Here is a 3,207-nt window from a genome sequence, read left to right as displayed (position 1 = left end):
GTCGGAGCGGGCCGTGCCCGCGCCGGGCGGGGCGCCGAACCGCGCCAGGGTGTGCCACACCTTCTTCAGGTCCTGGAGCGCGTGGCGTCCCGTGCGGGCGGCGTCCCCGATGATCCGCGGGTCGATCCGGCCGTCCTCGGCGATCAGGGCCCCCAGGTCGGCGTACTCGCGGCCGCGGAAGTCGGCGTGCCGGCGCAGTCCGGCCACGGTGAGCCGGTAGCCGGGGTGCCACTCGACGGGGAACGGCAGGCGGCGGGCCGAGGTCTCGACGGGGGTGCCGCGGTAGCAGGCGTCCAGGACGATCGCCTCCACGTCGCGGGCGAGGACGACGCCGCCGTGGACGTGTGCCTCGACGTAGTCGTCCAGGGCGTCTCGGCCGCCGGCCTCGGCGAGTGCGGTCAGGCGCATGGCGGCGGCGACCGCGAAGTCGGCCGGCCCGGCGGCGCTGTCCGGGTAGCAGAAGGTGGTGCGCCCGAGCACGGCGGCGGTCAGCCGCAGATGGGCGGAGCCGAACCGGGGGGCGGCGCCGACGCACTGGTGACGGAAGTTCAGGGCGCCGTACACGGGACGCTCGTGGGGGCCCGCGTCGTCGTAGAGCCCGGCGAAGATCCTGCTCTCCCAGCGGTGCCGGTCGCCGCCGGGGTAAGCCGTGAGACCGCCGTTGCCGGTGCCGGTGACGAACTGGGAGTGGTAGGCGCCGTCGCGCGCCAGGGCGTCCAGCAGGGGCCGGCCGCGGACCGGCCGGTCCGGGTGGAAGTTGAGGGTGACGCGCACCCCGGGGCGCACGGCCGGTCCGCTCGCGGACGCCGCGACATGCCGCAGGACGGCGCGGACCCGCGGGGACGGGGTCGTTCCGGAATCCACTGGCTCTCCTCCACTCAGGCTGCTTAATCTAGGCACGTACCTAGGACCCCTAGTTTTCCGTCGACCGATCCCGGAGCCCCTGATGAGACCACTCGGCGAGCAGGACATCCGCAACTCGTTCGTCAACTGCTCCCAGGGCGAGGCGAAGCGCGTCAACCTCCCCCGCGACCTCGGCGAACGCCCCTGGGACGACCTCGACTTCCTGGGCTGGCGCGATCCCGGGGCGCCCGATCGCAGCTTTCTCGTGACCGAGCGGGCGGGCCGGACGGTGGGCGTCACCCTGCGGTCGTCGTCCTCGCGGCGCGGCTTCCTGCACCGCAGCATGTGCTCGCTGTGCCTGACGACCCATCCCGGGGGCGGTGTCTCGCTGATGACCGCCCGCAAGGCGGGGCCGGCCGGCCGCGAGGGCAACTCGGTCGGCCTGTACATGTGCACGGACCTGGACTGCTCGCTCTACGTGCGCGGCAGGAAGCCGCCCGGCCCGGGGGGCCGCTTCGAGGAGAGCCTGACGCCGGAGCAGCAGATCGCCCGCACCACGGCCAACCTGTCCGCCTTCCTGGACAGGCTGGGGGTCTGACGGCGCCCCGGCGGCCGGGATGCCGCTCGCCGGGGCGGCGGGGATGATGAAGAGGGCCGCCGGCGCGCGCCCTGCGCCGGGTGCGCGACCCTCCCCGGGCCGGGCCCGGTCCGGAGCAGATCGGAGGACGGGCCCCGCGCGGGTGTCGATGATCACCGGCCCGCCCACTTGCCGTACCGCGGCGGCTGCGATCACGCTGGGACTTCTTGCGGACCGTCGCGTTCCGCAACCGGTGTCCGCGAGCACGGAAGGGGAACGGCCCGAGGATGCGTGAGGCACGTGAGGGGAGGGGGCCCCTGGAGCGGCTCGGGAGGCTGCGCCGGGATCCCGTGGTGGTCCAGACGCTGCGTTCGGCCGCCGCGGCGACGATCGCGTACGTCATCGCGCTGCGCCTGAGTCCCGAGGCGGCGCCGCTCACCGCCCCCCTGACCGCGCTCCTGGTCGTCCAGGTCACCCTGTACGCCACGCTCACCAACGGCATCCGCCGGGTGAACGCGGTCGTGGCGGGCGTCCTGGTCGCCATCGCCTTCAGCCTGCTGGTCGGTCTGACCTGGTGGAGCCTGGGGCTGCTGATCGTGGCCGCGCTCGGGGTGGGGCACCTGGTGCGCGTCGACGAGTACGTGCCCGAGGTGGCGATCAGCGCGATGCTGGTCCTCGGTGTGACGACCGTCGGCGACACCGCGTGGGCGCGTGTCCTGGAGACGCTGATCGGGGCCGTGGTGGGCCTCGGCTTCAATCTGCTGCTGGCGCCCCCGGTGTGGGTGGACGAGGCCGGCGAGTCGCTGGAGGGACTGGCCCGCCGGCTGCGGCAGTTGATGCTGCGCATCGGCGAGGAGGCGGCCGGCCGCCAGCCGTTCGAGCGGGCCGCCGCCCGGCTGCACGAGGCCCGCCGGCTGGACCACGACATCATCGAGGTGGACGCGGCGCTGCGGCAGGCGGAGGACAGTCTGCGGCTCAATCCCCGCGTGCGCGACAGCGTGCTGCACCGGGTGGTGCTGCGGACCGGCCTCGACACCCTGGAGATCTGCACGGTCGTGCTCCGCGTGCTCGCCCGCACGCTGACCGACCTGGCCAGGGACCGCGAGCCCGAGCCGCTGTTCGCGAAGGAGACCGGGAGGGTCCTGGAGCAGTTGCTGTCGGAGATCGCGGACGCGGTCGTCAGCTTCTCGGTCCTGGTCACCACGCACGTCAGCAGCAACGCCGACGCGGCCGAGACCCGGCTGTCCACGGAGTTGCGCACGGCGGCCGGCACCCGCGACAGGCTCGCCCCGCTGCTGCGCGAGGCGTCCGAGCACGAGGAGCGTCAGTGGCAGCTCCTCGGCGCGGTGCTGACCGAGGTGGACCGCATGATCGACGAACTGGACACCGAGCACCGCTCACGCCGGCTGCTGGAGGAACTGGACCGCGTCTCGCAGGAGTCGCGGGCCCGGATGCCCCGGCTGACCCGGCTGCGGGAGCGCCTGGGCGTCCAGGACAAGCTGTGGCGGAACCGGACGGGCATGGGCAGCCGCTCCTGGTGAGCGGTGCCGGGGGCGGCGGACGGGACCGGCCCCGTACGGGGCGGCACGGCCGACGACCGGCGGGACTCCCGCGGGCTGCACCCCCTGCGACGGCTGCCGCCTTTCTTGCGTCCGGCGGGTGAGCCGCGCCAGGGTGGCCGTCACGACCACGCTGAGCGAGGACCTGGGGTGCGGACATGGGCGGTGACGGGCCGGGCAGGCGCGGATTCGTCGCGGCCCTCGCGGTGTCGGCGGCCGGAGCGGCAC

General features: G+C 74.4%; 3 protein-coding genes. 2 read left to right on the top strand and 1 reads right to left on the bottom strand.

Annotated elements, in window-relative coordinates; all coding sequences use genetic code 11:
- Positions 1-864: DUF3626 domain-containing protein (locus SZN_RS36405; RefSeq protein ID WP_007505632.1), on the bottom strand; the 864-nt coding region annotated here is incomplete at its 3' end.
- A gap of 82 nt (positions 865-946) precedes the next feature.
- Between SZN_RS36405 and SZN_RS36400 the strand changes: the two genes are divergently transcribed.
- Positions 947-1,441: an FBP domain-containing protein gene (locus SZN_RS36400; protein WP_007505630.1), complete on the top strand. Its 495-nt coding sequence runs from the start codon at positions 947-949 to the stop codon at positions 1,439-1,441.
- 266 nt (positions 1,442-1,707) lie between these two features.
- Positions 1,708-2,961 (top strand): aromatic acid exporter family protein, encoded by a 1,254-nt coding sequence (locus SZN_RS36395; protein WP_078509095.1) that lies wholly within the window; start codon positions 1,708-1,710, stop codon positions 2,959-2,961.
- Positions 2,962-3,207 lie beyond the last annotated feature (246 nt).

The sequence above is a fragment of the Streptomyces zinciresistens K42 genome, assembly GCF_000225525.1.
GTDB lineage: Bacteria > Actinomycetota > Actinomycetes > Streptomycetales > Streptomycetaceae > Streptomyces > Streptomyces zinciresistens.
This window is presented reverse-complemented; position numbering and strand designations above follow the sequence as displayed.

Excerpts from the sequence above, each read along its gene's own strand:
- SZN_RS36395 (WP_078509095.1), top strand. The coding sequence starts at position 1,708 with ATGCGTGAGGCACGTGAGGGGAGGGGGCCCCTGGAGCGGCTCGGGAGG.
- SZN_RS36400 (WP_007505630.1), top strand. The coding sequence starts at position 947 with ATGAGACCACTCGGCGAGCAGGACATCCGCAACTCGTTCGTCAACTGC.